Genomic DNA, 24,545 nt, shown 5'->3' with positions numbered 1-24,545 from the left:
CGCGCCCGGGTGAGACGGAGGGTGGGGGTGGGTCAGCCGAGGACGGCCAGGGCGTCGATCTCGATGAGGAGGCCCGCGGGGAGTCCGACGTAGACGGTCGTGCGCGCGGCGGGCGGCTGGGTGAGGCCCTGCTCCTCGAAGTACGCGTTGTAGATCGCGTTCATCTCGGCGAAGTGGTCGACGTCCGTCAGATAGACGCGGATCATCATCACGTCGTCCCAGGAGGCGCCGCCCTCCTCCAGGATGGCCTTGACGTTGGCCAGGGTCTGGAGGGTCTGTTCGCGCAGGGTCGGTCCGGCGGGGGTGGGCGCCTTGCCCTCCTCGGCGGGCAGGAAGCCGACCTGGCCGGCGACCTGGAGGATGTTGCCCTTCTTCACACCGTGCGAGAACTTGGCCGGCGGGGTGGTGTGGGTCTTCGGGGTGAGTGCGATCTTGTCCGTCATACGGTGCCCTTCACTGGTGTTCTGCCGGAGTACTCCCCGCTGATGGCGTCCGCCGTACGGCGCACCAGCGGCAGGAGGGTGAGGAGTTCGTCGGCGGTGACGACGACGTTCGGCGCGGAGACCGACATCGCGGCGACGACCCGGCCGTCGGCGCCGCGGATGGGCGCCGCGACGCAGTTGATGGACTCCTCGTGGCCGCCGAGGTCGGTGGCCCAGCCCTGTTCGCGCACCTTCTCCAGCTCGCGCAGGAACGCGCCGGCGTGGGGTGTCGAACGGGACGTGTACGTGGGGTAGTCGAGCTTCTCGGCGACCGCCCGCCGCTCGTGCTCGGGCAGGTCGGCGAGCAGCAGCTTGGCGACCGCGGCGACGGTGATGGCGACGGGCTTGCCGATGCGGGAGTACATCCGCACCGGGTAGCGGCTGTCGACCTTGTCGATGTAGAGGACCTCGTTCTCCTCGTACACGGCGAGGTGCACGGTGTGGCCGCAGCTCTCGTTGAGGCGGACCAGGTGGGGATGGGCGATCTCGCGGACGTCGAGGTTCTCCATCGCCTCCTGGGCGAGGGCGAAGAGGCGGGCGCCGAGGCGGTAGCGCTGGTCGGACTGGCGGTAGACGAGGCCGTGCTCGTGGAGGGTGCGCAGCAGCCGCAGGGCCGTGGACTTGTGCACGCCGAGGCGGTCGGCGACCTGCCCCAGGTCGGCGGGGCCCTCGGCGAGCAGCGGCAGGATGCTCAGCGCGCGGTCGACGGTCTGGCTCATGGTGTTGGTACCTCCTCGTCGGCCCGCTGTGTCCCCTCGGTCCAGCCCGGGCCGAGTCGCAGTCTCCCCCATGCCGCGTCGTCCAGGGCGACGAGCCGGTCGGCGTGCTCCCGGGCGGGTGGGGTGGCGAGGTCGCCGGGCACGGTGAGCGCGGCGGCGGCCATCAGGTGCCCGTGCCGCAGCCGGTCGCGGACGGGCAGGGCGCGCAGGGTGGCGGAGAGGAACCCGGCGGCGAAGGCGTCGCCCGCGCCGACCTCGGCGACGACGTCGACCCGGGGTGCGGGGACGAAGGTGACGTCCCGCCGCTGGAAGACGGTGGCTCCGGCGGCGCCCTGCTTGACGACCAGCACCTCGGGTTCGGGCAGGGCGGCGCGCACCTCCTGCGGGTTGTGCAGGCCCCAGGCCTCGTCCTGGCCGACGAAGACGAGGTCCGCGCCCCGGGCGAGGTCGCGCAGCACCGTCGCGGCGTCGTTGTCGCGCCACAGGCCGGGCCGGTGGTTGACGTCGAAGGAGATCAGGGGGCGGCCGGGGCGGCGGGCGGTCAGCTCGCGCATCAGGTCGAGGCAGGTGCCGGAGAGCGCGGCGGTGATCCCGGACAGGTGCAGCACGCGTCCGGCGCGCACCGCATCGGGGCCGGGGTCCGTCACGCTCATCGCGGAGGCGGCGGAACCGGTCCGGTAGTAGGCCACCTCGTGGGCGTCGCCGGACCGGTCGCCGGCGGTGCGGAAGTAGATGCCGGTGGGGCGGCCGGGGTCGCGCCGGACGTGGGCGACGTCGACTCCGTAGCCGCCGATCGTCTCCACCAGGTGGTCGCCGAACGGGTCGTCGCCGACCCGGCTGACCCAGCGCGTGGAGTGCCCGGCGGCGGCCAGCACGCACGCCACGTTCGACTCGGCACCGCCGATCCCCCTCTCGAAGGAGGGCACGTCGGCGAGGCGTCCCGGCCGGGCGGGCCGGAACGTGACCATGGATTCGCCGAGCGCCACGACGTCCACGACGCCGGGTGCGTCGCCGGATGCGTCGCGGGGTCCGGTGGGGGTCACGATGTTCGTAGCTCCTCTGCGGGGCCGGTGGCCGGCGGTTTCATTGACCGGGGGTGGCCGAGATGTTAGACAGCGTTCAGCGACATACGCAATGAAGGTTGCAGAGGTTGCAACACCGCAGATCAGGGAGATTCATGACTGCCGACACCGCTCAGGCCCTCGCCCGGCTCGCCGCCGAGCGCGTCGATCACCGCTTCAAGGGCCTCCCGCCGGACGCCGACGGGCTGACCGTCGCCGAGCTGGCCGGCCGGCGCCTGAACCTCTTCACCGGCGGCTTCGCCACACCCGTGCTCGCGCTGTCCGCCGAGCGCCTGGAGCACAACCTGAAGCTGATGGAGACCTACGCGGCCCGGCACGGCCTCGCCTTCGCGCCGCACGGCAAGACCTCCATGGCGCCGCAGCTCTTCCAGCGGCAGATCGAGCACGGGGCGTGGGGCATCACGCTGGCCGTGCCGCACCAGGTGCGGGTGGCGCGGGCGTTCGGGACGCGTCGGGTGTTCCTGGCGAACGAGCTGGTCGACGCGGCGGCCCTGCGCTGGATCGCGGCCGAGCTGGACGCCGACCCGGACTTCGAGCTGATCTGCTACGTCGACTCGGTGCGCGGCGTGGAGCTGATGGACGCCGCCCTGCGCGGTGCCTCCCGCCCCGTGGACGTCGTCGTCGAGCTCGCCGCCGGTGAGGGCGCCCGCACCGGCGTCCGTACGGAGGCGGAGTGCGCGGCGGTCGCGGACGCGGTGGCGGGCACCCGCACGCTGCGGCTGGTCGGCGTCGCGGGCTACGAGGGCGAGGTGCCGAAGGCCGACGCCGAGCGGGTGACGGCGTGGCTGCGGCGGCTGGTGGCGCTGGCCGCCGACTTCGACACGGCGGGCCGTTTCGCGGGCCTGGAGCAGATCGTGGTCAGCGCGGGCGGCAGCGCCTGGTTCGACGCGGTCGCCGAGGTCTTCGCGGAGATCCCCGAACTGTCCCTGCCCGTACTGAAGTTGCTGCGCTCGGGCGCCTACGTCTCGCACGACGACGGCCACTACCGCAAGCTGACCCCGTTCAACCGGGTCCCCGAGGAGGGCGCCCTGGAACCGGCGTTCCGCCTGTGGACGCAGGTGGTGTCGCGGCCCTCTGCCGAGCAGGCCTTCGTCAACGCGGGCAAGCGGGACGCGGCCTACGACCTCGACCTGCCCTTCGCCCAGGTGATCCGCCGGGACGGCGCCGAGCGCCCGGCCACGGGAGTGTCGGTGACGGCCCTGTCCGACCAGCACGCCTGGCTCGCCACCACGCCGGAGGCGGATCTGGAGGTCGGCGACTGGGTCGGGCTCGGGCTGTCCCACCCGTGCACCTCGTTCGACAAGTGGCAGCTGATCCCCGTCGCGGAGGCGGACGGCACGGTCGTCGACTACGTCCGCACGTTCTTCTAGGAGGCCGGGCGCGATGGAGGAGCTGGTCATCCGGGACGCCGACGTCGTCGACGGGTCCGGCGCGGACGCGTACCGGGCCGATGTCGTGGTCGACGGCGGCCGGATCACGACGATCGTCAAGGAGGCCGCGGCAGCGGGCTGTCAGCGGCCGAAGGCGCGCCGGGAGCTGGACGCGGAGGGACTCGTCCTCTCCCCCGGCTTCGTCGACATGCACGCGCACAGCGATCTGGCGCTGCTGCGCGACCCGGACCACAGCGCCAAGGCGGCGCAGGGCGTCACGCTGGAGGTCATCGGCCAGGACGGGCTGTCGTACGCGCCGGTCGACGACCGCACGCTGGGCGAGGTGCGCCGGGCGATCGCCGGGTGGAACGGCCCGGGGGACGACATCGACTTCGACTGGCGCACGGTCGGCGAGTACCTGGACCGGCTGGACCGCGGGATCGCCGTGAACGCGGCCTATCTGATCCCGCAGGGCACGGTCCGGGCGCTCGCGGTCGGCTGGGAGGACCGCGAGGCGACCCCGGCCGAGCTGGACCGGATGCGCCGGCTGGTCGCCGAGGGCCTGGAGCAGGGCGCCGTCGGCCTGTCCTCGGGGCTGACGTACACGCCGGGCATGTACGCGCGGGGCGCCGAACTGACCGAGCTGTGCCGGGTGGTGGCCTCCTACGGCGGCTACTACTGCCCCCACCACCGCTCCTACGGCGCCGGGGCGCTCCAGGCGTACGAGGAGATGGTGGCGCTGACCCGGGAGGCGGGCTGCTCCCTGCATCTCGCCCACGCCACCATGAACTTCGGCGTGAACAAGGGCCGGGCGCCCGAGCTGCTGACCCTGCTGGACGAGGCCCTCGCGGCCGGATCGGACATCAGCCTCGACACCTACCCGTACACCCCGGGCTGTACGACGCTGGCGGCCGTGCTGCCGAGCTGGGCGAGCGAGGGCGGCCCGGAGCGGACCCTCGGGCGGCTGGCCGACGACGGCACGGCGGAACGCATCCGCCACGACCTGGAGGTGACCGGCTCGGACGGCTGCCACGGCGTGCCCGTCGAGTGGGACACGATCGAGATCTCGGGCGTGGGCGATCCGGCCCTGGCCGATTTCGTCGGCCGGACGGTCCTGGAGTCGGCGCGGCGGCGGCGCGAGGAGCCCTGGGTGACCGCGCGCGGACTGCTGCTGGCCGACCGGCTGGCCCCGACCATCCTCCAGCACGTCGGGCACGAGGAGAACGTCCGGGCGATCATGCGCCACCGGGTGCACACCGGCGGCTCGGACGGCATCCTCCAGGGCGCCAAGCCGCACCCGCGCGCCTACGGCACGTTCCCGCACTACCTCGGGCACTACGTCCGGGAGTTGGGGGTGCTGTCACTGGAGGAGTGCGTCGCGCACCTCACCTCGCGCCCGGCCGCGCGGCTCCGGCTGCCCGACCGGGGGCTGGTCCGCGAGGGCTACCGGGCCGACCTGGTGCTCTTCGACCCGGCGACGGTCGCGGCGGGCTCCACCTTCGCGGAGCCGCGCACGCTCCCGACGGGCATTCCGCACGTCCTGGTCGACGGCCGGTTCGTGATCGAGGACGGCCGCCGCACGGATGTGCTGGCGGGCCGGGCGGTCCGCAGGACTCCTGCCACGTGACCGCCCGGCCGTCACCCTGCCTGCCTTACGGCTTGGGCAGGGTGCAGCCGCTCGCGCTCAGGTCGAGCTTGTTGTCGATCCCGAAGCAGGCCGGGATCCCGTAGGTCTCCTGGGCGTAGTTGATGCCCTTGCGGACGGTCACGTTGCCGTTGGCGTCGACCTCGCACGGGTTGTTCACCGTGCAGCGCTCACCGTCCTCGTTGCCGGTGTTGTTGATGGCGACGACCTTGTTGGTGGCCTGGTCGACGACGGGCGAGCCGGAGGTTCCGCCGATGGTCTTGCAGGCGGAGGTGTAGCGGACCGAGTCCTTCCAGCTCCAGTCGCCCTCCTTCAGGGTGGGGACGAAGCCGTCGATGGCGCAGCTGTAGATCCGCTTCCAGTAGCCGGAGGGGATGCCGATGGCGGTCCCGGCGACCGGGTGACTGTCGTTCAGCGTCAGCGCGTTGATGTTGTACGAGCTCTTGATCTGCGCGTACGTGGTGGTGAGCTGGTACAGCGCGACGTCCGTGTCGGTCATCGTGCCGTAGGCGAGCTTGGCGGCGCGCAGGGTCGCGACGCGCGAGCCGGAGGCGTTCAGCAGGCTGAAGGTGCGGCTGGACGCCTTGTCGACCAGGACCTCGCCGGGGCCGGGGAATCCGGACTCCAGGCAGTGGCCGTTGGTCATCACGAGCGCCGGGTCGTCGGCCTCGGAGTCCGGCATGCGGACGACCGAGCCGGAGCAGTTGCTGAGCGCGACGGTGCCGGCGAAGTTCACGGCCTTGGCCTTGGGGCCGGCGAGCCCGGACAGCGTCTGCTCCACGGACGAGACCACATTCGCGACGGCGGATGTGGCCGTGCCCGTGTCCGCGGCCTTGCCGACGCCCGTGGGGGCGGCATCGGCGGCGGTCGCGGGGGCCGCGCCGGCCCCGGCTATCGCCAGGGCGCAGAACGCGGCGGCGAGAGGTTTTCTCATGGGGGGTCCCCTCTTGCGACGGAGGCGACCGGAAATCTTCCGGCCGCCCGCACTGTTGTCATGTGCATTGTGATCGTCGCGAGGGGACCGCACAAGAACCTGTTCCACAACCGGAATCCCGGCGTCCGGCCCGACCCTACTCAACCACCGCTACGAGCCGGTCACTTGGGGCCCTTGGTCACACCGTGACCACGTCCGGGGTTCTGCCCCGACCGACCGGGCGCCGAAGTGGGGACGCCGGGACCGGGATCCGCCGGGGCGCTGCTCACGGGGCCGGAGACCGGGGGCGACGCGCTGTCCGTACCGGACGCCGAGGGGCCCGACTCCCTTACGCGCCGGTCACTTGGGGCCCTTGGTCACACCGTGACCACGTCCCGGGTTCTGCCCCGACCGACCGGGCGCCGAAGTGGCCGCACCGGGACCGGAATCCACCGGGGCGCTGCTCACGGGGCCGGAGGCGGGGGGCGGCGCGCTGTCCGTAACGGACGCCGAGGGGGTGCGGCTCGTTCCGGAGGACGGGGGCCCGGAGGCCTCGCCGGACGGTTCGGCGACGAGTGGGGCGCCGGAGGCCTCGGCCGGACCCGACGGGGTGTGCCCGGCCGTCGGCGACTCCCCCGCCGTCGGACCCGTGCGGCCGCCCTCGCCGCCGCGCGGTCCGCCGGAGGGCGAGCCCGAGAGGGAGAACCCGGCGATCAGAGCGACGGCCGACACCGCGCCCACCGCACCGGCGGCGACCGCCACGCGGCGCGCGAGCCGGGGAGCGGGCTTGCGGCGGGCCCGGCGCCCCGCACCGGTCCGACCCCGGACGGGCCCCGGCCCTACCCCTGCCCCTGGGCCCGGCCCCGGCACTGGCACTGGCACCGGCACCGGCACCGGCACCGGCACCGGCACCGGGGGCAGCTCACGGGTGTCACCGGTGCCGCCGTCCGTGTCCGCCGGGCGTGAGGGGCCGCCCGCGCCGGTCGGGTCGTACACGTCCTGCCAACCGTGCGCCGCCGCCGGATCCGCGTACGCGTCGTACGCGGGAGGCGCGGCGGCCTGCGGCAGGTACACGTTCGGTGTGTCCTGCGGCTCGGGACCGGTCACTCCGTCGGCGTACTCAGATGGCTTGAACATGGCGGCGCATTCTAGGGACCGAAGGTGCTGGTGGGACAGTGCGCGGCGATATCGCCCCAAATCCCCGCGTCTCACGTGGCGGAAAACACGACCCGGGACCCATTACCGGGCCGTAAGCTCCCAGACATGCAGGTGATCCAGTCGACCAAGCTCGCCAACGTCTGTTACGAGATCCGGGGCCCGGTTCTCGAGGAGGCGATGCGCCTGGAAGCGGCAGGGCACCGCATCCTCAAGCTGAACACGGGCAACCCGGCGGCGTTCGGCTTCGAGTGCCCGCCGGAGATCCTGGAGGACGTCCTCCGCAACGTGTCGTCGGCCCACGGCTACGGCGACGCCAAGGGCCTGCTGGCCGCGCGCCGGGCCGTCGTGATGCACAACCAGACCCTCGGCATCGAGACGGACGTCGAGCACGTCTTCATCGGCAACGGCGTCTCCGAGCTGATCGTCATGGCGATGCAGGGCCTGCTGGACGACGGCGACGAGGTCCTCGTACCGGCCCCCGACTACCCACTGTGGACGGCGGCCGTCTCCCTCTCCGGCGGCACGGCGGTCCACTACCGCTGCGACGAGCAGGCCGACTGGATGCCGGACCTCGCCGACATCGAGCGCAAGGTCACCGACCGCACCAAGGCGCTCGTGATCATCAACCCCAACAACCCGACCGGGGCCGTCTACGACGAGGCGATGATCAAGGGCCTGACCGACATCGCCCGCCGCCACAACCTGCTCGTCTGCTCCGACGAGATCTACGACAAGATCCTCTACGACGAGGCCACGCACACCCCGACCGCCTCCGTCGCCCCGGACCTGCTCACCCTCACCTTCAACGGCATGTCGAAGGCCTACCGGGTGGCCGGATACCGGGTCGGCTGGATGTCGATCTCCGGGCCGCGCGCCCACGCCGACTCCTACATCGAGGGCCTGACGATCCTGGCGAACATGCGCCTGTGCGCGAACATGCCAGGGCAGCACGGGGTCGTCGCCGCGCTCAGCGGACGGCAGACGATCAACGACCTGGTGCTGCCGGGCGGGCGGCTGCGCGAGCAGCGGGACACGGCGTACGAGCTGCTGACCCAGATCCCCGGGGTGTCCTGCGTGAAGCCCAAGGGCGCGCTGTACCTCTTCCCGCGCCTGGACCCCAAGGTCTTCAAGATCAAGGACGACCGCCGGATGGTCCTGGACCTGCTCCGGCGCGAGAAGATCATGGTCGTCCAGGGCACGGGCTTCAACTGGCCGGAGCCGGACCACTTCCGGGTGGTGACCCTGCCGACGGTCGGCGATCTGACCGACGCGATGGGACGCATCGCGCACTTCCTGGACGGCTACAGCCAGCCCTGATCCCGCCCGGCCCCGCACCGCCGACTGCCTGTTCACGCTTCGTGTGCAGGCAGTCCTGTTTTGTGAACAAATCAACTTTAGACGAAATCTAAGCTAGGATGGTTTCCTGTAAGAATTCAGGAGGCCTTCCCATGTACGAACCGATCCGCGCCAAGTCGGTCCACAGCACGGTGGACGGCCCCAACCCGGACTTCCCGCACCGTTCCCGCGAGGAGGAGCTGGACATCCAGCTCGCCGGCCACCTCGCCGCGCTGCTCGCCGTCACGGACGAGCTGCGCGCGGCGCAGGCCTCGGCCGACCTGGACGCGGCCGCGGAGCGGCTCGCGGAGCAGGTGGGCCGGCTGCGCGGCGGGCGCGCTCCGGTGCGCGCGGCCACGAGCGGTCGGCGCGAGCGCGGTACGGCGGCCCTGCACCGACGGGCGCACGCCCTGGCGGGCCGGGCGCTGGTGGTCGCCGCCTCCCGCGCCGACACGGCGGCGGCGATCCTGGCCGCCGAGCGGATGGACGCGCACACGGCGGCACTGGACCCGCGCGAACTCGCGTCCCACTGAGGGGTCCTTTCACTATGCCCGTCCGGGTCGCGCGGCCTGGCACCGCACCTCGCCGCGTTGCCGAAAAGCCCTAGTAGCTCCGCTACGAGGGCTCTCCGGCGCCTTGCGATGCACGGCACCAGACCACGCGACCTGATCGGACGCTCATAGTGAAAGGACCCCTGAGCCCTGCCGGGGCTCCCTCCCACGGCCCCGGTCCGCGCGCACCCGCAGCGACGCGCGGGCCGGGTGCCACAAGCCCCCGCGGACGACCTTCCCGAGGCCGCACGGCATGCCGGGATGTCAGGAACCGTGGTACAGCCGTTGCAGGTCGACGAGGACCACCTCGCCCCGGCTCTCGGCCTCCCGCAATTCCGGGTCAAAACCGGCACCGCTGTAGCAGGCGGGTCTGGCATGACGGATGTCGACGCCCTTCGCCTCCAGCAACTGCAGGATGCGACGCAGGCGTTGCAGATGCCCAAGATGCATGACCTTGTGCCACTTCGCCTCTCCCACGGAGAGCAGGATGCCCTGGTCCTGGCCGATGGCTCCGTGCACCACGACGTCGGCCTCGAGTGAGGTCCGGTTCACCGGGTCGGCCACGGTCCCGGAAGCGACCTGGATCGGCATGCCCCCGAACGTCGCGGGATCCGCGTGCCACTCGACCCACTCACGGCACAAGCGCTCGAAGTGCGGACCGACGACCTTGCTGAGGAACGTGGATCTGCTGTGTTCCCACATCCTGGCCGCACCTCGGCGGCGACTCAGCAGAGCCGTCTCGGGGCGGACGACGGCATGGTGAAAGGTGATCAGCGGCTCGGCGACGTGATAGGTCGTCCGGTTGGCGCGGAAGGCGTCGGGCTCGGCGGTGAGCAGGCCGCAGCTCTTCAGGACGGACAGCGGCAGCGAGATGTCTGTGGCCTTGCGGCCCACCGCGCTCGCGATGCCACCGCTGGTGCGGTTGCCGCCCGCCACTGCGGCCAGGACCGAGTGGTACAGCGACCGGTTGCGCAGGTCCGGTTCGACGGCCAGCAGGTAAGGCGCCTCGCCGTGGAGGGGACGGGCCGGGTTGAGTACGGTCCGGCAGACCCAGGCGTCGAAGTCGTCGGGCCCGTCCGGCACGTCGTCGTCGATGAACTCCCGTCGGTACGCCGGGGTACCGCCGACGATCGCGTGGACGAGCACTGCCAGCCGCGGGTCCCGGATGCCCCAGAACTCGGCGGCCTCGCGGAAGCCGAGGGAGTGGACCACGAGATCGAGGCCCGCCCGGCCGTAGAGCGGGGAAGCCCCGGAGAGGAGCCCGCCCATGAAGGACATCGCGCTGCCGCAGAGCAGGATCCGGGGCCGCTCCTTGCGGTTGCGTTCGGAGCGCACCCCGATGGCGGCCTGCAACTGGGAAGGGAGGGCTGGGGCATTCCGTACCAGGTAGGGGAACTCATCGATCACCACGGGCAGCGGTCTGTCCCTCGCCAGCCCGAAGAGCAGCTCCAGCGCCTGTTCCCAGTTGGCCGGCGCAGGCGGGACGGCGGCACCGGTGAAGCGTGCGACGGCGTCACCCAAGAGGTGCAGGGACTCGGTGGCCGATGCCTCGACCGCCGCGTAGTAGAAGCCGTCGGTGGCGTCCGCCAGCGCCTGAAGAAGGAAACTCTTGCCTTGCCGACGGCGGCCGGACACCACGCCGAGCCGAGGACCCGCGCCCTCGGCGGTTGCGAAGGCGGTCAGCTCGCTCCACTCCCACTCTCTGTCGAACATGTCCGGGGGTCTCGGCAGATTGCGCGCTACGGGGCGGGCCATGACGCTCCAGTCTTTAGAGACGTACCTCTTAGAAGTACACCGGTAAGAACGAGCAGGCTCGGAATCCGTTACGCAGTGCGCACGAGGGAGGCGTCTCTTGTCAGAGGGGAACGTGGGCGAACATCCACCGAGTCATTCCGGAGTGGTACTGATGCCCCGGACTGCGAAGGCGCGGTGGCTCAGCGCCGTGGTCGTCGCTCTCATCCAAGACTCTCGACCTCACCCGCGACGACGGAGTGTGGTGGCTGGCCATCGGGAACGGCGACCCGGTGAAGCCGTAGAGGCAGCTGGCGCTCGGCCGGGGAATCCCAGTCGAGCGCCGCTGTGCCATGTGGCGGTCAAGCGTCGGGGGCCGACCTGAGGGATGTGACGAAGGACGTCCAGGCCGGGGCCGTGATGGTGAGGACCGGGCCATGGGGGACCTTGGAGTCACGGACCGGGACGACGGCGGTGTGGGCGTCGCAGACTTCGACGCAGTCGCCGCCGTCGCCGTTGCTGTAGGTGCTCTTGCGCCAGGCGCCTTCGGCTACCTCGACGCAGTCGCCGCCACTTCCGTTGCTGTAGGTGCTCTTACGCCAGACGGCTGTGCTCAAGTCAATCCCGTTGCTTGCCATTTCCGCCATCCTCAGCCGCTTGCTCAATCAGGGCGAGGGACGCCTCCCGAGGTAGCGCGGCGGCCCTGAGCAGATCGTACGACCCTCGGTAATCCTTAACGAGGCCCGGATCCTCGATGGTGTCCCCACTGTGCAGAGCCTCCGTGTACACCAGCGGTGGCGCATCGGGGAACGTCATGATCTTGGCTGTGCCCAGCATGAAAGGGTGTGCTCCGCAGTTCCACGGAAGGATCTGGGGAACAATCCGGTGCCGCCGGGCCAACCCGGCGATGTGCTGCCATTGTTCGGTTGCCTGGCCGGGCGGAACAATCGGCTGACGGAGCAGAGTCTCGGACAGGATGGCCCAGTACACCGGCGTCTTGTGGTTCTCCTCGAAGAGACGGGCTCGGGCCAGCCGGGCGGTGACCTTCTCCTCGACCTCCTCGTTCGGAGCAAGTGGGTGCGTTGCCCGCACCACCGCCCTCGCATACGCCTCCGTCTGCAACAACCCCGGCACCAGCGTCGGGCACCACTCCTCGATCGTTTCCGCGTGCTGCTCCGCCTCCAGGACCCGCTCGAAGTAGCTCGCGTGCCCCCGCCGTTTCGCGCGGCGTACGTCCTCGCAGCGCCGCCTGAAGAAGCCGTCCGTGCCCAGCACCCTGTCCACGTGCTCGGCGAGTTCCGCCGGCATCCGGCGCGTCCCCCGCTCGATCTCGCTGAGGTGGCTCGGGCCGTAGAAGCTGCCTTCGACGAGCTGCTGGAGGGTGAGGCCCGCCTCCTCCCGCTTCCACCGCAACTCGCTGCCGTAAAACGTCGGGACGCCCGTCGAACCGTCGATGTCCTTGCGCTGACCCATCGTTCACCGTCCTTGGTGTGCCGTTACCGCCCGCTACCAGCCCCCTCAGCGCGCAGCCGCAGTTCAGGAGCGGGAGGCCGAAGGGCTGTCACGCTACGGCGGTCGGCGTCAGAGTGTGAGGAGTTCGTCACACAGCGCACTGGAAGGTATGAACCCCATGCCCAGTCCCTTCCCTCACCTCACCGCACAGGACCTGACACTGGAGTTGCTCGCGAGTCCCGCCGAGGTGTCCGGCGTGCGGCGGGCGCTGCGCTCGTACGGGATCGATGTGCAGCTGTGCGCGAGCGAGCTCGTGACGAACGTGGTCCGGCATGTCGGGGAAGGTGTTCCCGTCACGGTGCGGGTGTGGCGGGCGGAGGGCGGGCGGATCCGGCTGGGGGTCAGCGATCCCGATCCACGGGGCCTGCCCGTCCTGGTCGCGGGCGTCGGCGCCGAGGCCGAGTCGGGCCGCGGGCTGGCGCTGCTGGAGGCGCTGGCCGTGCGGTGGGGCGTGGAGCGGGAGGCCGGTCGTAAGACGGTGTGGTGTGAGGTGTTCGGCGACGCCGGAGACGAAACCCGCACGGACGCCCCGGACACCCCGGACATGCCCGAGCGCCCCGGTCGGCGTGAGCCGTCGGCCGGGGCGCTCGGTCATTCATCGGCACGTTCGTGAGCCCGCCTGGGGGCCGCGCCGAAGCGGGCGGGAGGGGGCCTGTCGCCACCGGGTTCCGTCGGGGCGGACGGAAGGCGGCGACGGGCCCTGAACCCCACACGCCGTTGTGCGGGTCCCGCCAGTCTGATCCGCGGCCGGCCGTGACGATATTGCTGGTCAGGGCACTCTCGGTTCGAGCCGGCCGCGGAGTTTCAGGGGTGGGGCTCAGCCCAGGCGCTGCACCAGCGCGCGGTACTGGTCCCACAGCTCCTTCGGCGTGTGGTCACCGAAGGTGTTGAGGTGCTCGGGGACCAGCGCGGCCTCCTCGCGCCAGACCTCCTTGTCGACCGTGAGCAGGAACTCCAGGTCGGAGTCGGCCAGTTCCAGGCCTTCGGTGTCGAGGGCCTCCTTGGTCGGCAGGACGCCGATGGGGGTCTCGACGCCCTCGGCGGTGCCGTCCAGGCGCTCCACGATCCACTTCAGGACGCGGCTGTTCTCGCCGAAGCCGGGCCAGACGAACTTGCCCTCGTCGTTCTTGCGGAACCAGTTGACGTAGTAGATCTTCGGCAGCTTGGACTGGTCCTTGTCCTTGGCCACGTCGACCCAGTGGGCCATGTAGTCGCCCATGTTGTAGCCGCAGAACGGCAGCATCGCGAACGGGTCGCGGCGCAGCTCGCCGACCTTGCCCTCGGCGGCGGCGGTCTTCTCGGAGGCCACGTTGGCACCGAGGAACACGCCGTGGTTCCAGTCGAAGGACTCCGTCACCAGCGGCACGGCGGTGGCGCGGCGGCCACCGAAGAGGATCGCCGAGATCGGCACGCCCTTGGGGTCCTCCCACTCCGGCGCGATGATCGGGCACTGCGAGGCCGGGACGGTGAAGCGGGCGTTGGGGTGCGCCGCGGGGACACCCGACTCGGGCGTCCAGTCGTTGCCCTTCCAGTCCGTCAGGTGGGCCGGGGTCTCCTCCGTCATGCCCTCCCACCAGATGTCGTTGTCGTCGGTGAGGGCGACGTTGGTGAAGACGGAGTTGCCCCACAGCGTCTTCATCGCGTTGGCGTTGGTGTGCTCGCCGGTGCCGGGGGCGACACCGAAGAAGCCGGCCTCGGGGTTGATGGCGTACAGGCGGCCGTCCTCGCCGAAGCGCATCCAGGCGATGTCGTCGCCGATGGTCTCGACCGTCCAGCCGGGGACGGTCGGCTCCAGCATGGCGAGGTTGGTCTTGCCGCAGGCGCTCGGGAAGGCCGCGGCGACGTACTTGGCCTCGCCGCGCGGCGGGGTCAGCTTCAGGACGAGCATGTGCTCGGCGAGCCAGCCCTCGTCACGGGCCATGACGGAGGCGATGCGCAGGGCGTAGCACTTCTTGCCGAGCAGGGCGTTGCCGCCGTAGCCCGAGCCGTAGGACCAGATCTCGCGGTCCTCGGGGAAGTGCGAGATGTACTTGGTCTGGTTGCACGGCCACGGCACGTCCTCCTGGCCGGGCTCCAGCGGGGCGCCCAGGGTGTGCACGGCCTTGACGAAGAAGCCGTCGGAGCCGAGCTCGTCGAGGACGGCCTGGCCCATGCGCGTCATGGTGCGCATCGAGACGGCGACGTAGGCCGAGTCGGTGATCTCCACACCGAGCGCGGACAGCGGCGAGCCGAGCGGGCCCATGCAGAAGGGCACGACGTACATGGTCCGGCCGCGCATCGAGCCGCGGAACAGGCCGCCCTGGCCGCCGGCGCCCTGGAAGATCTCCCGCATCTCGGCGGGGGCCTTCCAGTGGTTGGTCGGGCCCGCGTCCTCCTCCTTCTCGGAGCAGATGAACGTCCGGTCCTCCACGCGGGCGACGTCGGTGGGGTCGGAGGCCGCGTAGTAAGAGTGGGGGCGCTTGATCGGGTCGAGTTTCCGGAAGGTGCCCTTCTCGACGAGCTCCCCGCACAGGCGCTCGTACTCGGCCTCGGATCCGTCACACCAGACCACGTTGTCCGGCTGCGTCAGTTCGGCGATCTCGTTGACCCACGAGATCAGTCCCTGATGGGTGGTGGGGACGGTGGGAGCCGCGATGTCGCGCGCCACGATTGCTCCTAAATGAGGGTTTTTTGTGATGTGGAGGCCCCGTGGGGGCTGCGACCCGGATGCTTCAGGGTGGATCTTGGCGCTCATCCGGTGCCGACCGCACTCATTTGATCATCCGACGTGCGCGCCCATCTGTCCAGAGGAGCGCACAGGTGAGCAACGTGAGGCTCGCCACGGTTTCCAACGGCCTCTTTACGTGCACGTTGCGTTCACCTGGGAGTACGTTTGCGTGACCGCCGCGGGGCCCCGGTGAGAGGATGGCCACTCTTCACCGGCCAATCGACGGCGCTGATACGTGACTTACGGTTCCGTAGCTACCATTTGGCCATGACTGCGTTCGTCCCCGACGCGCCCACGGACTCGGCGGCCGACGGCCACGGTCCGAAGGCGCTCTCGCTGCCGCACCCCGTGAAGCCGAAGCTGCGCGGCTGGCTGCACCTCGGCATGTTCCCGGCCGCCCTGATCGCGGGCCTGGTGCTGACCGCTCTCGCCGACTCCACCAGAGGACGCATCGCCTGCGGGATCTTCGCCCTGACGGCATGCCTGCTGTTCGGTGTGAGCGCGCTGTACCACCGGGGCAACTGGAGCCCCCGCATGGACGGCGTCCTGCGGCGGCTGGACCACGCCAACATCTTCCTGATCATCGCAGGCACCTACACGCCGCTGACCATGCTGCTCCTGCCGGGTGCCAAGGGGCAGTGGCTGCTGTGGGGCATCTGGGCCGCCGCCGTGGCCGGGATCATCTTCCGCGTCTTCTGGGTCGGCGCCCCGCGCTGGCTCTACACGCCCTGCTACATCGCGATGGGCTGGGCGGCAGTCTTCTACCTGCCCGACTTCATGCGGACCGGCGGCATCGCCGTCCTCGTCCTGGTCATCGTCGGCGGTCTGCTCTACAGCGCCGGGGGCGTGATCTACGGGATAAAGCGGCCCAACCCGTCACCGCGCTGGTTCGGCTTCCACGAGGTGTTCCACTCCTTCACCCTGGCGGCGTTCATCACGCACTACGTCGGGATCTCGCTGGTGGCCTACCAGCACGGATAGCGCCGTCCCCCTTCCCGCGGGTCTCTCGGGCCACGGCTTCCAGCCGTGGCCCTTCGCGCGCCCGGGTCACTCCGATGGCCGACAATGACCTTCATGACGGCCCCTCGCACCACCCCCGCCGACCAGCCCGCTCCGGGGCTGCGGGAGCGCAAGAAGATCAAGACCCGCCGGGCGATCCGCGCCGCGACCTACGCGCTGATCGAGGAGCAGGGGTACGACGCCACGACGATCGAGCAGATCGCCGACCGCGCCGAGGTCTCGCCGTCGACCGTCCTGCGGTACTTCCCGGCCAAGGAGGACATCGTCGTCTCCGACGAGTGGGAGCCGGTGATCACGGCGGAACTACGCGCCCGGCCGGTCGCCGAGTCGTGGGCCGACACGGTGCGGCACGTGATGCGCACGGTCCTCGGCCTGGCCCTCGCCGAGGAGCCCGCCGTCACCCGGCTGCGCACGCGGCTCGGGGTCGAGGTGCCCGCGGTCCGGGCCCGTATGCGGGAGGACGCCGCGGTCACCGGGCGGCTGCTCCGGGACACGCTGGCGGAGCGCTCCGGGCTCGACCCCGACAGCCTGGAGCTGCGCATCCTGGCCATGTCTGTGATGGGCGGACTGATGGAGACCTGCCACTACTGGGCCGAGACCGGGCACCGCGACGACATCCGGGACCTCGTCGACCGTGCCCTGGATGTGCTGGAGCACGGCCTTCCGGCCGTGAAACCTTGAGGCCGGCGGCCCGCGTCGTGGCATCCTGACCGGGTGAACGGTCCCGAGATCCACGTCGAGTTCGCCCCCGAGCTGCATGTGTTCGTGCCCCGGGCCCGAGCGGAGGGCACGGTGCGGGCCGCCACCGACGGTGTCTCCAGCCTCGGCCATGTCGTCGAGTCGCTGGGCGTGCCGCTGACCGAGGTCGGCGCGCTGCTCGTGGACGGGCGCGAGGTGCCGTTCTCGCACGTCCCGGTGGCCGGTGAGTCGGTGGCCGTGCGGACCGTCGCGCGCCCGCAGCGGGTTTTGGGCGCGCCCTTGCGTTTCCTCCTCGACGTCCACCTTGGCACGCTGGCCCGTCGGCTGCGGCTGCTGGGTGTGGACACGGCGTACGAGTCCACCGACATCGGTGATCCGGCCCTCGCGGCGCGTTCGGCCGCCGAGCGGCGGGTGATGCTGAGCCGCGACCGGGGGTTGCTGCGGCGTCGGGAGCTGTGGGCGGGGGCGTTCGTGTACAGCACGCGGCCGGAGGAGCAGGTGCGGGATGTGCTGGAGCGGTTTCGGCCGGAGTTGCTGCCCTGGACGCGGTGTACGGCCTGTAACGGGGTGCTGCGTGCGGCGACGAAGGACGAGGTCGCCGATCAGCTGAAGCGGGGGACGCAGGTCACGTATGACGTCTTTGCGCAGTGCACGGTGTGTGGGCGGGCGTATTGGCGGGGGGCGCATCATGAGCAGCTGGAGGCGATCGTGGAGGAGGCGGTCGCTTTCAACCGGAGCGGGGTGGAGGGGTGAGCGGTGTTGAAGGGTGAGCGGTGTTGAGGGACGAGCGCCGTTGAGGTGAGCGGTGTGGGGGCGGGTGCGGGCTGTGTGTGGCTTGTCGCGCAGTTCCCCGCGCCCCTGACGGGGTGAGCGCCGTGGGGAACCGCGGCGCCGTCGTGGCTTGTCGCGCAGTTCCCCGCGCCCCTTTAGGGCGTGCCCCTGGCGGGGGTGAGCGCTGTGGGGAACTGCAGCGCCGTTGTGGCTTGTCGCGCAGTTCCCCGCGACCCTGAGAGGGGCGTCAGCGTCTGGTCAGGTCCCGTTTGTCGCAGGCGATTCCGTTGTTGTTTCTGTCCAGGGCCAGGGGGTCGTCCTTGCCGTTGATCTTCAGGCGGCCGTAGTCGTTGGACTTGAGCCACTCGCAGCGGGCCGCCGTCGTGTTCTTCACCTCGGCCGGGAAGTCCGTCGGTACGCAGACGTTGATCGAGCCGTAGTGGCGGTCGCAGCCGGAGACGGTCGGGCTGACCTTCTGGGACGTGCGCTTCTTGCCGGGCTTGACCACCTTGCCCGTGGGCTCGTCCGCGAAGTCGTGGACGTGGGCCGAGGCGTCCGTCGCCTTCAGGGCCTGCGGGCCCTGGAGGTGCACCCACTTCGCCACCGAGGGCACGCCGTTCGCGTCGACCGCGAAGAGCATGTACCAGCCCGGCGGGGCCAGGTTGGGGTTGCTCGTGACGTTCAGGTCGACGTTGTCGCCGTCGACCGACAGCGGCAGGTCCACGAAGCGCTGGTTCGGGTCCGAGGAGTGGGTGACGGCGGCCGGGCGGATCAGCTGGGCCTTGGCGATGGGCCGGTCCACCGTGATGCGCTGGGTGTCGCCGTAGTTCCACTCGGTGTCGATGACCGAGGTGATGGCCGGGCGCTCGCCCTTGAACAGGTACGGCGGGCTGTAGACCGACACGTCGTGGTTCCAGGAGCCGTTGCCCGGGTTGTCGCCGGTCGTCATCACCCGGCCGTCGGGGAGCAGGAACGCCGACGAGTGGTAGCCACGCGCCTCGGGGTCGACGGCGACGGGGTCGAAGGTCTCCGACGCGGGGTCGAAGATCGACGTCTCGTAGACGGGGTTGGCCCGGTTGTGCAGCGCGCCGCCCGTCTCCAGCACCTTGCCGTCGGGCAGGAGCACGGCGGAGACGTACATCTTGCCCTGGTTCCCGGTCTGCGGGACCGGCCCGTTGCCGAGGTCGACCGTGCCCTGCGGGATCGGCGGCCCGGCGACGTACGACGGGTTGGGCTGCTTGAGGTCGATGATGTCGGTCAGGCGGTTGGCCTCCGGGTTGGAGTCGATGTTGCCGCCGCCGAGGGTGAGGACCTTCTGGTCCTGCGCCGGAGGCAGCAGCACGCTCGCCGACTGGTCGCGCTCGTCCTTGTTCTGGAGGCCCGGCACCTGGGTGGTGGTGTTCGCGTCGTAGTCGTAGATCGCCGAACCCGTGCCGGGGATGTTGTTGCCGAAGACATGGCTGCCCGAGTAGAACAGGCGGCCGTCCTGCATCAGGATCATCGACGGGTACAGGCCCCAGTACGACCAGGTCTGGTTGACCTTCCACAGCGGCTGCCACTGCTGCTCGGCCTCGGAGAACAGCTCGGCGGTGACCGAGCCGGTGGAGTCCTCGCGCAGTCCGCCGAAGGAGATGACGTCACCGTTGCCGAGGATCGTCGCCGACGGGTACCAGTGGCCGTCGTTCATGTCGTTGGTCTTGGCGTAGGTCTCGGTCTCCGGGTCGAAGACGTACGAGTCCTTGTAGCCCTGGTAGCCGACGGTGCCGTCCGCCGACGGGTAGCCCTTGTTGCCGCTCATCACCAGGACGCGGCCGTCCTGGAGCTGCACATGGCCCGCGCAGAACATGTCCTTCGGCGTCGGGATGACCTTGTACGAGCCGTTCGCCGGGTCGTAGACCGCCGAGGTGAAGGTGCCGGCCTCGAACATCGACTCGTCGTTGCCGGAGCCGGCGATCAGCAGCACCTTGCCGTTGTGCAGGACGACCGAGTGCATGGAGCGGACCGGGTTCCGCGTGGGCAGCACGTCCCACTTGCCGTTCGCGCACTGCTCCGCCGTGCCGGTGCACTCGGGCGGCAGGACCGGGTCGGGCACCTGGTCCATCGTGTAGTCGTCGGTGGTGGCGGAGCCGGTGCCGTAGACCGAGACGCCCCAGGAGATGCGGTCGGTGCCGGCCGGGACCTCGGGCGTGCGGACGGTGGCCTCGGTCCAGTCCCCCGCCAGGTCCAGCGTCTTGAGGTCGGTCCAGTACTGCCACCCGGCCGTGCTGTCGTGCCGGAACAGGGTGATCGCCGCGTCCGGGGTCGTCGTCTTGTACCAGAGGCCGAGGTCGTACTGCTTGCCCGGTGTCACCACCGGCGCGCACGCGGCGGACTCGGTGATCAGCGCCTTGCGGTCGCCCTCGACGCGGCGGGTCAGCTCGACCTTCATGGCCTTGGCGCCGGTGTGCGCGTCGGCCGTGGTGGTGAAGGTGAAGTCGTTGTCGCCCCAGCCGGACTTCTCCCAGCAGTAGGGCATGTCGTCGGCCCCGGCGGTCTCGAAGCCGGGGTTCTTGATGAGGTTGGCGGCGGACGCGGGCTGCGGTGCGGTCAGCAGCAGCCCCGAGGTGAGGGCTGCCACGGACAGGAGTGCGGTCGTTCTGCGACGAGGTCTCACACGGCTCTCCTTGCTGTACGGCCGTCGCGCGAGGGCTTCTCCCGGCCCCGGCGCGGCAGGTAGACCAGCGCTTCGGTCCCGGCGAAGCGCAGGACGAACGTCGTCACCAGCGCGAGCGCGGTGGCGGACAGCACGCCCAGGTGGAGCTGGTGCACGAACAGCGCGATCAGCGGGATGCGCAGCACCAGATCGGCGTTGGCGAGCAGCGCGAACCGCCCGGCCCGGTCCCACCAGCGCCGGTGCCGGCGCCGCTCGCGGAACAGCAGGTGCTCGATGAGCACGAAGTTCCAGGCGACACCGAGCTGGTTGGCGAGGATCTCCGCCGGTACGTAGTGCATGCCGGAGGCGGTCAGCGCCCACAGGCCGACCAGGTTCGGCAGGAAGCCGGTCAGCCCGATCAGGCCGAACCCGACCATGCGCGCGACCGGGGAGGCGGTGCGCAGCCCGGCCAGGTGGCGCAGGAAGCGCAGGCCCTCCTGTGCGGTCGACTTGGACTCCCCGGCGAACCGGTCCTGGAAGACGAACGGCACCTCGGTGACCCGGCGCGGACGGCTGCGGACGGCGAGTTCGAGGAGGATCTTGTAGCCGAGCGGCTGGAGGACCTCGGCGGTGACCGCGCTGCGGCGGATCGCGAAGAAGCCGCTCATCGGGTCGCTGATGCCGTGCAGCCTGCGCGGGAACAGCGCCTTGGTCAGCCAGGTCGCCCCGCGCGAGACGAACACGCGGTAGCTGCCCGCGAGTCCGGCCCGGCTGCCGCCCTTGATGTACCGGGAGGCGACGACCAGCCCGGCGTTCGCCCGCTCGCCGGTGGCGACCAGGTCGGGCACGAGGGACGGCGGGTGCTGGCAGTCGCCGTCCATGACGACGATCCAGTCGGACGTGGCGGCCTTGAGCCCCTCGACGACCGCGCCGCCGAGCCCGCCCACCGGCTCCTCGCGGTGCAGCACGGTCACCGGGAAGGGGCAGTCCTGCGCGGCCTTCTCGATGACCTCGGGCGTGTCGTCCGTGGAGTCGTCCACGAAGAGGACCTCGCAGGGCAGCCGAGCGGGGACGGCCTCGGTGATCTGGTGCAGCAACTGCCGTACGTTCGCCGACTCGTTGAACGTCGGTACGACGATGGTGACGGCGCCCGGCTCGGGGACCTCGGTGGTCTCGGTCTCGACGACCTCGCCGGGGACGGTGGACTCCTGGCTCATCGCGTGCCTCCGGCGGGCGTCTTGATCTGGCGGATCTCGATGCGGTCCGCGCCGGTGCCGAAGGTGGCGACGGGGTCCGAGTGCTCCATGGCGGCCTTGACGTTGGGCAGGTCGGCCGCGTCCCGGCGCACGGTTGGCGAGGCGACGACGTAGTCGAGGTCCTTCCAGCCGCGCGGCATCGTCTTGGTCACCGCCGGGTCGAGGTCGGCCTTGTAGAACCAGATGACGCCGAGGCCGGGCCGGTAGCCCTGGTGCACCAGGTCCAGCCAGAGCGCGTCGTCGACCAGCACCCGGGTGCGCTCCGGGTGCTCGACCTCCGTGGCCAGCCACTGGGAGGCGGCCTTGTAGGGGGCGTTGGCGTCGGTGGTGACGGCCGTGCGGGCACCGTCGTACCAGTGCGGGACGACGTAGGCTCCGGCGGCCAGGGCGAGGACGGCGGCGAGTGTGTACCGGCCCACGCTGACGTACCGCTTCTCCGCCTCGGAGCGCCAGCGGCTCAGCACGGCGTGGGCGACCGAGGCGGTGCCTCCGGCGAGGACCAGCGCGAGGAACGGCAGGGCCTGGATGACGTACATTGCGGGCAGGTAGCCGTTGGGGCGCAGGGCCAGGGCCGCGAGGATCGCCACGGCCAGGGCCGGTCCGGCCAGGGCGCGGGCGGTGACCGACCAGCGCCAGGTCAACAGCAGCAGCAGGGCGCCCGCGAGGCCGCCGAGGGGCAGGATGCGGTCGTAGTACAGCCACGACTGGAGCACGCCCCAGGAGCCGGAGCCCTGGTCGAGGATGAAGCCCGAACCGGGTCGGGTCATCTGGTACTTGACGCCGTCCCAGAGGGACACGTGCCCGGCGCCGGGCAGCAACTCGCCCTTGAGCAGGGCGAACAGCGGATAGGAGAAGCCGATCAGGGCGCAGGCCGTGACGGCTCCGGTGAGGGCGAACTTGCGGGTGTCCTTGTGGCTGTGGCGCCACATGGTGAGGAACAGGGCGGGCAGGACGACGAGCATCGTCTCCTTGGTGAGCACGGCCGTGGCGGCGGCGATGCCCGCGCCGAAGTGGTGCCAGAGGTGACGGCTCGGGGAGGCGGCCAGGGTGAAGGCCAGCAGCGTCCACATCACCGCGAGGTTGTCGAGGAAGATCTCCCGCTGGAGCACCACCGACAGCGGTGAGAGGCCGAAGAACACCATGCCGAGCGCGGCGGCCCAGCGGGGCAGCGCGAGCCGCCGGCCCAGCACGTAGATCAGGACCGCGCTGATGCCGCTGATCACGAGCATCGCGGCGCGCATGGTGCCCACCGTCATCGACTCGGGGCTGATCAGGGCGGGGATCCAGGTCAGGACGGCGATCTGGATCCAGCCGAGCGGCGGATGGTCGTACCAGTAGGTGTAGTGGGCGAGGCCGTTGCCCTGCTGGACCGACCAGGCCTGGGCGAGATAGGTGCCCTCGTCGTCGCTGAGGGCCGGGTAGTCGGCGATGTTCCAGCCCTGCACGACGAGGATCGCCACCAGGAGGACACCGCACAGGAGCAGGTCGGGCCGGGAGGAGCGCAGCCGGCTCGGCGGCTCGGGGCGTCGGTGGGCGCCGGTGCCGGGCGCGGGACGGCGCTGCGCGGGGACCTTCGTGGCGGTCACCGCGGGAAGGGTGGAGGTCACGCGGGAACGTCCTCTCGGGTCACGGGAACGTCCTGGCGGCTCGCGGCCGTCTCGTCGAGGTGCGCGCCGACATGGGTCGTCAGCTCCCAGTCGTTGCGGCCGCGCTGCTCGCGCCACACGGCCCGCACGGCCGCACCGGCCAGCAGGACCTGGTAGAAGGGGCCGCCCACGATCAGCTTCAGGTAGTGCGCGAGGCGCACGCGCAGTCCGTACTGCTTGCCGAAGTCGTGCAGTCCGACGATCTCGAAGACGAAGGTGACCAGGGCCGTGACGGCCGGCAGGAAGGTGATGAAGGCGATGCCGACGGGCACGTCCAGGAACAGGGCGATCGCCACGTTGAGCGGGATGATCAGGCCGGTGAAGGCCTGCATGAACGGCGTCATCAGGGTGTAGCGGGCGAGCAACCGCTGCCCGAGGGTGGGCAGTTGCTTCCAGTCCTTCTTCCGGTACACCTGGAGGAACCCCTGGTTCCAGCGGGTGCGCTGCTTCAGCAGGGACATCAGCGAACCGGGGGTCTCCTCGCGGGTGACCATGTCCGAGTCGTAGGCGACGACGACCTTCTTGCCGACGCTGGACAGGCGCACGCCCAGGTCGCAGTCCTCGGCGAGGCAGTTCGGGTCCCAGCCGTCGGCTTCCCGCAGGACGTCCGTGCGGACGAAGACGGTGTTGCCGCCGAGCGGAATGAAACCTTTCTGCGCGTGCAGGTGGAGCCGCGAGCGGAACCAGAAGAAGTACTCCAGGCAGTTGCGCAGGCTGTACCAGCTGGAGTGGAAGTTGATCAGCTGCACTCCGCCCTGGACGACGTCCGCGCCGGTGGTGCGGAAGGCGTGGTCGACGTGGGCGAGGAGCTCGGGGTGGACCTGGTCCTCCGCGTCGAAGACGCCGACGACGTCGCCGCGGCAGTGCGGCAACGCCGTGTTCATGGCCTTCGGCTTGTTCTTCTTCTCGTGCGTGTCGACGACGACCCGGACCCGTGGGTCACGCGCGGCGGCCGTCTCGGCCACCGCGGTGGTCTCCGGGTCGTCGTGCCCGACGATCACGATGATCTCGAAGTCGGTGTGGCTCGACTCCAGCAGCCGCTGGATCGTGTGGTCCAGCACCGCCTGTTCGTGGCGCGCGGGCAGCAGCAGCGAGAAGGAGACGTGCTCGTCCCCGTCCGGACTGCTGAACCGCGTGGAGGCGAGCACTTCCGGCGTACGCCAGGCGTGCATCTGCCACCACAGGGTGAACGCCGCCATCCAGAACAAGGCAAGTGAAACGGCAGCGATGAAGACAGACGTCAGCAAGCAGATCCCCCCAGATCCCAGAACCCCCATTCGCGACGGTGGGCCGATGCGGCCTCGTCCGCCACGTCA

General features: G+C 70.7%; 21 protein-coding genes. 8 read left to right on the top strand and 13 right to left on the bottom strand.

What is annotated here, in order from left to right; translation table 11 throughout:
- Positions 1-32: 32 nt before the first annotated feature.
- Genes ACFZDE_RS12465 through ACFZDE_RS12455 form a run of 3 tightly spaced genes read right to left on the bottom strand, consistent with a single transcriptional unit; the run spans position 33 to position 2,244 of the window.
- Positions 33-443: a RidA family protein gene (locus ACFZDE_RS12465; RefSeq protein ID WP_350710352.1), complete on the bottom strand. Its 411-nt coding sequence runs from the start codon at positions 441-443 to the stop codon at positions 33-35.
- On the bottom strand, positions 440-1,201 hold the full coding sequence (locus ACFZDE_RS12460; RefSeq protein WP_390993626.1) for an IclR family transcriptional regulator C-terminal domain-containing protein: 762 nt from the start codon (positions 1,199-1,201) through the stop codon (positions 440-442). Before ACFZDE_RS12460 ends, ACFZDE_RS12465 begins: the two co-directional genes overlap by 4 nt.
- Positions 1,198-2,244 (bottom strand): PfkB family carbohydrate kinase, encoded by a 1,047-nt coding sequence (locus tag ACFZDE_RS12455; RefSeq protein ID WP_391199672.1) that lies wholly within the window; start codon positions 2,242-2,244, stop codon positions 1,198-1,200. The genes ACFZDE_RS12460 and ACFZDE_RS12455 overlap by 4 nt, the downstream gene beginning before the upstream one ends.
- Before the next feature lie 134 nt (positions 2,245-2,378).
- Here ACFZDE_RS12455 and ACFZDE_RS12450 point away from each other — a divergent pair, with 134 nt between their 5' ends.
- Positions 2,379-3,653, top strand: coding sequence for an alanine racemase (locus tag ACFZDE_RS12450; RefSeq protein WP_390993624.1), 1,275 nt, complete (start codon positions 2,379-2,381; stop codon positions 3,651-3,653).
- A 13-nt stretch (positions 3,654-3,666) separates the two neighbouring features.
- A complete protein-coding gene (locus tag ACFZDE_RS12445) occupies positions 3,667-5,280 on the top strand; it encodes an amidohydrolase family protein (RefSeq protein ID WP_391199670.1) in 1,614 nt (537 codons plus the stop codon).
- A 25-nt stretch (positions 5,281-5,305) separates the two neighbouring features.
- Here the strand turns inward: ACFZDE_RS12445 and ACFZDE_RS12440 are convergent, their stop codons facing one another.
- A complete protein-coding gene (locus tag ACFZDE_RS12440; RefSeq protein WP_391199668.1) occupies positions 5,306-6,232 on the bottom strand; it encodes a trypsin-like peptidase domain-containing protein in 927 nt (308 codons plus the stop codon).
- A 339-nt stretch (positions 6,233-6,571) separates the two neighbouring features.
- A complete protein-coding gene (locus ACFZDE_RS12435; protein ID WP_391199666.1) occupies positions 6,572-7,348 on the bottom strand; it encodes a hypothetical protein in 777 nt (258 codons plus the stop codon).
- 126 nt (positions 7,349-7,474) lie between these two features.
- On the opposite strand from ACFZDE_RS12435, the gene ACFZDE_RS12430 reads away from it, so the two are divergent.
- A complete protein-coding gene (locus ACFZDE_RS12430; RefSeq protein WP_390993620.1) occupies positions 7,475-8,686 on the top strand; it encodes an aminotransferase class I/II-fold pyridoxal phosphate-dependent enzyme in 1,212 nt (403 codons plus the stop codon).
- Positions 8,687-8,817: 131 nt separating this feature from the next.
- Positions 8,818-9,237 carry a hypothetical protein gene (locus ACFZDE_RS12425; protein WP_390993619.1) on the top strand — a complete coding sequence of 140 codons (420 nt, stop codon included), beginning with the start codon at positions 8,818-8,820 and terminating at the stop codon, positions 9,235-9,237.
- 282 nt (positions 9,238-9,519) lie between these two features.
- On the opposite strand, the gene ACFZDE_RS12420 is transcribed toward ACFZDE_RS12425, so the two are convergent.
- The 3 genes from ACFZDE_RS12420 to ACFZDE_RS12410 all read right to left on the bottom strand — a co-directional run bounded on the left by ACFZDE_RS12420 (position 9,520) and on the right by ACFZDE_RS12410 (position 12,459).
- Entirely contained in the window at positions 9,520-10,968 is a 1,449-nt protein-coding gene (locus tag ACFZDE_RS12420) for an ATP-binding protein (RefSeq protein ID WP_391199664.1), read from the bottom strand.
- Between the two features lie 380 nt (positions 10,969-11,348).
- Positions 11,349-11,633: a DUF397 domain-containing protein gene (locus ACFZDE_RS12415; RefSeq protein ID WP_391199662.1), complete on the bottom strand. Its 285-nt coding sequence runs from the start codon at positions 11,631-11,633 to the stop codon at positions 11,349-11,351.
- Complete coding sequence (locus ACFZDE_RS12410; RefSeq protein WP_391199660.1) at positions 11,605-12,459, bottom strand: Scr1 family TA system antitoxin-like transcriptional regulator; 855 nt, start codon at positions 12,457-12,459, stop codon at positions 11,605-11,607. The genes ACFZDE_RS12415 and ACFZDE_RS12410 overlap by 29 nt, the downstream gene beginning before the upstream one ends.
- A gap of 157 nt (positions 12,460-12,616) precedes the next feature.
- Between ACFZDE_RS12410 and ACFZDE_RS12405 the strand changes: the two genes are divergently transcribed.
- Positions 12,617-13,111: an ATP-binding protein gene (locus tag ACFZDE_RS12405; RefSeq protein ID WP_391199658.1), complete on the top strand. Its 495-nt coding sequence runs from the start codon at positions 12,617-12,619 to the stop codon at positions 13,109-13,111.
- A gap of 204 nt (positions 13,112-13,315) precedes the next feature.
- Here ACFZDE_RS12405 and ACFZDE_RS12400 read toward each other — a convergent pair whose 3' ends face one another.
- Positions 13,316-15,145 carry a phosphoenolpyruvate carboxykinase (GTP) gene (locus tag ACFZDE_RS12400; RefSeq protein ID WP_391199656.1) on the bottom strand — a complete coding sequence of 610 codons (1,830 nt, stop codon included), beginning with the start codon at positions 15,143-15,145 and terminating at the stop codon, positions 13,316-13,318.
- A 327-nt stretch (positions 15,146-15,472) separates the two neighbouring features.
- Between ACFZDE_RS12400 and ACFZDE_RS12395 the strand changes: the two genes are divergently transcribed.
- The 3 genes from ACFZDE_RS12395 to ACFZDE_RS12385 all read left to right on the top strand — a co-directional run bounded on the left by ACFZDE_RS12395 (position 15,473) and on the right by ACFZDE_RS12385 (position 17,677).
- Positions 15,473-16,186, top strand: a complete 714-nt coding sequence (locus ACFZDE_RS12395; protein WP_391199654.1) for a hemolysin III family protein — start codon at positions 15,473-15,475, stop codon at positions 16,184-16,186.
- A gap of 93 nt (positions 16,187-16,279) precedes the next feature.
- Positions 16,280-16,906, top strand: coding sequence for a TetR family transcriptional regulator (locus tag ACFZDE_RS12390; RefSeq protein ID WP_391199652.1), 627 nt, complete (start codon positions 16,280-16,282; stop codon positions 16,904-16,906).
- A 33-nt stretch (positions 16,907-16,939) separates the two neighbouring features.
- Positions 16,940-17,677 (top strand): Mut7-C RNAse domain-containing protein, encoded by a 738-nt coding sequence (locus tag ACFZDE_RS12385; RefSeq protein WP_390993595.1) that lies wholly within the window; start codon positions 16,940-16,942, stop codon positions 17,675-17,677.
- 265 nt (positions 17,678-17,942) lie between these two features.
- On the opposite strand, the gene ACFZDE_RS12380 is transcribed toward ACFZDE_RS12385, so the two are convergent.
- From ACFZDE_RS12380 to ACFZDE_RS12365, 4 genes are read right to left on the bottom strand one after another with little or no spacing between them, the layout of a single operon-like run.
- Positions 17,943-20,348, bottom strand: coding sequence for a galactose oxidase-like domain-containing protein (locus ACFZDE_RS12380; protein ID WP_391199650.1), 2,406 nt, complete (start codon positions 20,346-20,348; stop codon positions 17,943-17,945).
- Positions 20,345-21,544 carry a glycosyltransferase gene (locus ACFZDE_RS12375; RefSeq protein WP_390993593.1) on the bottom strand — a complete coding sequence of 400 codons (1,200 nt, stop codon included), beginning with the start codon at positions 21,542-21,544 and terminating at the stop codon, positions 20,345-20,347. The genes ACFZDE_RS12380 and ACFZDE_RS12375 overlap by 4 nt, the downstream gene beginning before the upstream one ends.
- Complete coding sequence (locus ACFZDE_RS12370; protein WP_390993591.1) at positions 21,541-23,190, bottom strand: phospholipid carrier-dependent glycosyltransferase; 1,650 nt, start codon at positions 23,188-23,190, stop codon at positions 21,541-21,543. The genes ACFZDE_RS12375 and ACFZDE_RS12370 overlap by 4 nt, the downstream gene beginning before the upstream one ends.
- Positions 23,187-24,476: a glycosyltransferase gene (locus ACFZDE_RS12365; protein ID WP_391199648.1), complete on the bottom strand. Its 1,290-nt coding sequence runs from the start codon at positions 24,474-24,476 to the stop codon at positions 23,187-23,189. The genes ACFZDE_RS12370 and ACFZDE_RS12365 overlap by 4 nt, the downstream gene beginning before the upstream one ends.
- Positions 24,477-24,545: the final 69 nt, after the last annotated feature.

It is taken from the genome of Streptomyces sp. NPDC007929 (assembly GCF_042959065.1).
Taxonomy (GTDB): Bacteria; Actinomycetota; Actinomycetes; order Streptomycetales; family Streptomycetaceae; genus Streptomyces.
Note: the sequence above shows the minus strand (reverse complement) of the source record. Positions and strands in the feature narration are given on the sequence as shown.